The organism is Thiohalophilus sp. (assembly GCF_031581315.1).
Taxonomy (GTDB): Bacteria; Pseudomonadota; Gammaproteobacteria; order UBA6429; family Thiohalophilaceae; genus Thiohalophilus.
Window position 1 is genome coordinate 1 of sequence record NZ_JAVLAZ010000093.1, and the last position, 5473, is coordinate 5473.

General features: G+C 61.1%; 5 protein-coding genes. 3 read left to right on the plus strand and 2 right to left on the minus strand.

All coding sequences use genetic code 11. The features are described 5' to 3' along the window. Both RI563_RS11315 and RI563_RS11320 read right to left on the minus strand, forming a co-directional pair. Positions 1 to 341, minus strand: a 341-nt coding sequence (locus tag RI563_RS11315) for a cupredoxin domain-containing protein (RefSeq protein ID WP_310694489.1), incomplete at its 3' end; no start/stop codon positions are given. After that, on the minus strand, positions 338 to 2563 hold the full coding sequence (locus tag RI563_RS11320; RefSeq protein ID WP_310694490.1) for a heavy metal translocating P-type ATPase: 2226 nt from the start codon (positions 2561 to 2563) through the stop codon (positions 338 to 340). The genes RI563_RS11315 and RI563_RS11320, both read right to left, overlap by 4 nt. A gap of 192 nt (positions 2564 to 2755) precedes the next feature. On the opposite strand from RI563_RS11320, the gene RI563_RS11325 reads away from it, so the two are divergent. The 3 genes from RI563_RS11325 to RI563_RS11335 all read left to right on the plus strand — a co-directional run bounded on the left by RI563_RS11325 (position 2756) and on the right by RI563_RS11335 (position 5471). Further along, on the plus strand, positions 2756 to 3613 hold the full coding sequence (locus RI563_RS11325) for an HDOD domain-containing protein (RefSeq protein ID WP_310694491.1): 858 nt from the start codon (positions 2756 to 2758) through the stop codon (positions 3611 to 3613). 194 nt (positions 3614 to 3807) lie between these two features. Then, positions 3808 to 4521 (plus strand): sulfite exporter TauE/SafE family protein, encoded by a 714-nt coding sequence (locus tag RI563_RS11330; protein WP_310694492.1) that lies wholly within the window; start codon positions 3808 to 3810, stop codon positions 4519 to 4521. Further along, a complete protein-coding gene (locus RI563_RS11335; protein WP_310694493.1) occupies positions 4518 to 5471 on the plus strand; it encodes a sigma-54 interaction domain-containing protein in 954 nt (317 codons plus the stop codon). Before RI563_RS11330 ends, RI563_RS11335 begins: the two co-directional genes overlap by 4 nt. Positions 5472 to 5473 lie beyond the last annotated feature (2 nt).

The following is a 5473-nucleotide window of genomic DNA, read 5'->3' on the forward strand; positions in this document are numbered from 1 at the left end:
CGGTACATTTGCATCTGGCAGGTGAACTCGTATTCGCCTTTTTCCTGTGGCGTGAGGGTGACTTCCTTGTATTCATCTACCGGCAGTTCGGCGCTGAGGTCAAAATCGGAAAAGATCACCTGTTCGGCACAGGGGCTGGGGTCCTTGCGTAAAAAGCGCAGGGTGATCGGCTGGTTGACGGGAACTTCGATGCGCGAGGGGGTGTACACACCATCGTCCACCAGGATATCGACCCGGTCACTGTTACTGCCGCGTTGCACGCTGGCGGGCTTGGCCAGCCAGAACCACCAGACGATCGCCAGCATCAGTGCCAGCCCCAGAAGATTGATCAGCCAGATCATGATTGGGCTCCCGATTTGAACCAGCGCAGGCGGTTGGCATTGCTCACCACGGTGACCGAGGACATGGCCATGGCGGCGCCGGCGATCATCGGGTTGAGCATGAGCCCCATGATCGGATAGAGAATGCCAGCGGCGATGGGGATGCCCAGGCTGTTATAGATAAAGGCGCCGAACAGGTTCTGCTTGATGTTGCGCAGGGTCGCGTGCGAGATCGCGATGGCGTCGGCCACGCCGTGCAGGGAACCGCGCATCAGGGTCACGTCGGCACTTTCGATCGCCACGTCGGTCCCGCTGCCAATGGCAAAGCCGACATCGGCCTGGGCCAGCGCCGGGGCATCATTGATGCCATCGCCAACCATGGCCACCACCTCACCGCCCTGTTGCAGGCGTTCAATATGCCGGTTCTTGTCCTGCGGCAGAACTTCGGCAATCACTTCATCGATTCCGACCTGGCGGGCGACCGCCTGTGCCGTGGCCTCGCTGTCGCCGGTGAGCATGATCACCTTCAGCCCCAGCTGTTGCAGGCGCCGAATTGCCGCGCCCGAGTCTTCCTTGATCGGGTCGGCCACCGCCACGATGCCCACCAGCCGCGTCCCCCGGGCCAGATAGATGGGCGTTTGTGCCTGTTCAGCCAGCTGTTGCGCCCGGCCCTGTAATTCACTGATGTCGATGCCCTGGTTTTGCATCAGGCGGGCGTTACCCAGATAACACGGCTCACCATCGAGCCGGGCGCTCACGCCCTGGCCGGTGATGGCCTCAAACTGCTGAACCTCGAAAGGGGAGATCGCGCGCTGTTTTGCTGCCTCGACAATGGCGTGGGCCAGCGGGTGTTCCGAGCCCTGCTCCAGGCTGGCGGCCAGTTGCAGCAGCTGTTCCTCGCTGTAATCAGTGGCTGGCACCAGGTGGGTCACGGTTGGGCGCCCGACGGTCACGGTGCCGGTCTTGTCCAGCACGATCGCCTCCAGCTTGCCCGCCTGTTGCAGGGCCTCGCCGTTGCGAATCAGAATGCCGTATTCGGCCGCCTTGCCCACGCCGACCATGATGGAGATAGGCGTGGCCAGCCCCAGCGCGCAGGGACAGGCGATGATCAACACGGTCACCGTGGCGACGATAGCGTGACTCAACAGCGGCTCGCCACCGAGGTTGAACCAGATCAGAAAGGTGGCCACCGCCACCAGCAGGACCGCCGGCACGAACACGGCAGCAACCTTGTCCGCCAGGCGGCCAATGGCCGGTTTGCTCGACTGGGCGCGACGCACCATGTCGATGATCTGCGCCAGCACTGTGTCGGCGCCGATGCGTTTGGACTGGAACAGGAAGGTACCGCTGACGTTGATGGTGCCGGCCACGACTTCATCGCCCACTGTTTTGCTCACTGGCAGTGGCTCCCCGGTGAGCATGGACTCGTCGACGCTGGAATGCCCGTCGATAATGTCACCGTCTACCGGGATCCGCTCGCCGGGGCGGATGCGCAGAGTCTCGCCCAGGCCGACCTCGTCAATGGGGATATCCTGCTCCTTGCCCTCACGGACCACCCGGGCAGTCTTCGGCTGCAGTCCGATGAGCCGGCGGATCGCCTCGGAGGTCTTGCCCCGGGCGCGCATCTCCAGTGCCCCGCCCAGATTGACCAGCGCGATGATCACCACCGCCGCCTCGAAATAGGCGTGCCGGGCCAGGGTCGGGACGGTATCGGGGAACAGCACCACCACCATGGAATAGACCCAGGCGGCACCGGTGCCCAGGGCAATCAGGGTGTCCATGTTGGCGTTGTGCACCTGAAACGCTTTCCAGGCACCGGTGAAAAAGTGGCCGCCGGCATAGATCATCACGCCCAGGGTCAGCAGACCCAGCAGCAGCCAGACAGGCTGGCCCAGATCGGTGTCCAGCGCCGGCAACAGCCCGCCCATATCGCCGATCACCAGCGGCACCCCGAGCACCGCCGCCACGGCAGTCTTGCGTAACAGGCGGCGATAATGGGCCATCTCCGCCGCCTCCTTGTCGGCCTCGGCAGTCTGCCCTTTCATTTCGGCCGCGTCGTAACCAGCCTGTTTGACGGCCTTTACCAGTTTGTCAGCACTTACATCGCCCTCGATCGTCGCGGTATGTTCGGCGAAATTCACCTCGGCCTGCTCAACACCGGGCACTGCCTGCAGCGCCTGTTCGACACTGGCGACACAGCCGGCACAACTCATGCCACTGATGGAAAGACGGATTGCTGACATCGGGGGTACTCCTCCTGGGACTGTTGAGTCCACGTCACGGGCCCATTAACCCTGACCAAATAATGTGAACGTTTTCACATTTTTATCCGGTTACAGCCGCGGCGAAACACCTATAATAAATAAAGTTTGCAGCCTTGCCTGCCGACAGCCAACCACTGAAGCCCATTGATTCATCGCAGACACTCATCACGTATGACGACGAGCACCCCACAGACGCTGATTCAGGAACACCGCGAGCTGGTGTCCCTGCCGGTGATCGTCACCCGTCTGAATGAAATGATCAACGATCCGGCCTGTTCGGCGGCCGATATCGCCGAAACGCTCAGCCAGGATGCCGCACTGGCGGCCCGACTGCTGAAAATCGTGAACAGCCCGTTTTACGGTTTCCCTTCCCGGATCGATACCATCTCCATGGCAGTCACGATTGTCGGCACCCGGCAGCTGCGAGACCTGACTATGGCAACGCTGGTGGTCAACAAGTTCAATCGACTACCCGAAGAGCTGGTCACACCGGAACACTTCTGGCGCCACAATATTGCGGTCGCCTGTGCCGCCCGGACTCTGGCTGAACGGCTGCAGATTACGCATACCGAACGGCTGTTTATCACCGGCCTGCTGCACGATATCGGCAAGCTGGTCATGTACCTCACCCGCCCCGAAACCTCGGCCCGGTTATTGAGCCGGGCACGCGAGGAACATCAGGATCTGGGTAGCCTGGAGCGCAGCGAGTTCGGCTTCGATCACGCCGAACTGGGCGCCGAACTGCTGCGCCAGTGGCATTTGCCCGAATCCCTCATCGAACCGGTGGCCCGCCATCATCAGCCCGCCCTGGCCACGCAATATCAGCGCGAGGCCGCCATCATCCATCTGGCCAACGCGATTGGCAATACCATCGAGTCCGTCCTCACCGCCGATGACGATCTGCCGATTGATACCCGGGTCTGGAAAATGCTCGATCTCAGCCCGGACGAACTGGCCGATCTCACCGCCGAATCCGATCTCACCCTGAAACACGCCCTGCAGGTGATGTTCACCGAACTGGCCGCCTAGGGCCCTTCGGGCCGCGGTGCTGAGTGCTGAGTGCTGAGTGCTGAGTCACGCAGGTTACGCTGGCGAAGCCTGCGTGACTTTGATGCCCCCGACTTCCGATTTCCGACTCGCGGCTCAGGACTCACAACTCACAACAGGTCACCGCAGGCCAGGAATGTTATGATGACATTTTGGCTGTCGTGAGCTTGGTATAAATGGAAATCGCCCTGATCAGTGCCTTTATCGTCGGTTTGTTCAGCGCGGTGCACTGTATCGGAATGTGCGGTGGCATCATCGGGGCGCTGACCTTCAGCCTGCCGGCGGAAGTCCGTCAGCATCGCTGGCGATTGCTGCCCTATATCTCGGCCTATAACCTCGGCCGCATTACCAGCTATACCGCCGCCGGCGCCTTGCTGGGCTGGCTGGGCGATCGACTGTTCAATGTCATCAGTCCCGATTCGGGTCACTTGATTCTGCAGGGTATCGCCAGCGCCATGATGATCGGCATCGGTTTGTATCTGGCCGGCTGGTTTCCCCGCTTCGCCATGATCGAACATCTGGGTAAACCACTCTGGAACCGCCTGCAGCCCTGGGGACAAAAACTCATTCCGGTCCGCTCGCCCGGACAGGCCTGGCTGTTCGGCGTGGTCTGGGGCTGGCTGCCCTGTGGCCTGATCTATTCCGCACTGATTATCTCGGGTACCGCAGGCGATGCATTGTATGGCGCCCTGTTCATGCTGAGTTTTGGCGCCGGCACTTTGCCTTCGGTGATGGCTGCGGGTATATTAACCGGGTGGATGGCAAGGTTGTCCCGCTTGAGCCAGGTCAAAACCGTGGTGGGACTCCTGCTGATAGTATTGGCCATAACGAGTTTTTACCTGACCTGGTCTCATGGTCATGAACATTTTGCTGCAGGGCATAGCGTATGAAAAACAGTGCTTTCGAACATCTGCTGGGACAGGCGCCGGAATTTCTCGCCGCCCTGCGCTCGGCCCAGCTGATCGCCGCCACCGACGTCACGACCCTGATTACCGGCGAAACCGGCACCGGCAAGGAGCTGCTCGCCCAGTCCATGCATGAAAGCAGCACCCGACATGGCACCGCCATGATTACAATCAACTGCGCCGCCCTGCCCGACAACCTGGTCGAGGCCGAGCTGTTCGGCTATCGACGGGGTGCTTTCACGGATGCCCGCCAGGATCAGCCGGGCAAGTTCAAGGCCGCGGATGGCACTACGCTGTTCCTGGACGAAGTGGCCGAGCTGCCGCTGGCGGCACAGGTCAAGCTGCTGCGGGTACTCGAATCGGGCGAAATCCAGCCACTGGGTCAGACAACGACCGACAAGGTGGATGTGCGAGTGATTGCCGCCACCAACCGGGACCTGTACGAACTGGTTCAGCAGGGCCGTTTCCGTGAGGATCTCTATTACCGTCTCAATGTCGTGCCCCTGCATCTGCCACCATTGCGTGAACGCTTTGCCGACATCGAGTTATTACTGGGCAAAATGACGGCCCGCCTGGCCATCTATCATCGCCTGGACGCGCCGCGCTATACGACCCTGGCATTCGAGGCCTTGCAGGCCTATGCCTGGCCCGGCAACGTCCGCGAGCTGCGCAACTTCTGTGAACGCATGCTGGTGTTAATGCCCGGCAAGCAGATTGACATCACCAACCTGCCGGCGGAAATCATCCGTCCCGAATCCACGGCGGATGACTCCCTGCAATTGCCCGGCAGCGGCATTCAGCTGGATAATCTGGAAGCCAGCATGATCCGCCAGGCGCTGTCCCGCGTCACCGGCAACCAGAGCAAGGCGGCCCGCCTGCTGGGGATCACCCGCAGTGCGCTGATCTACCGCATGAAAAAATACGCGATCGAATAAAA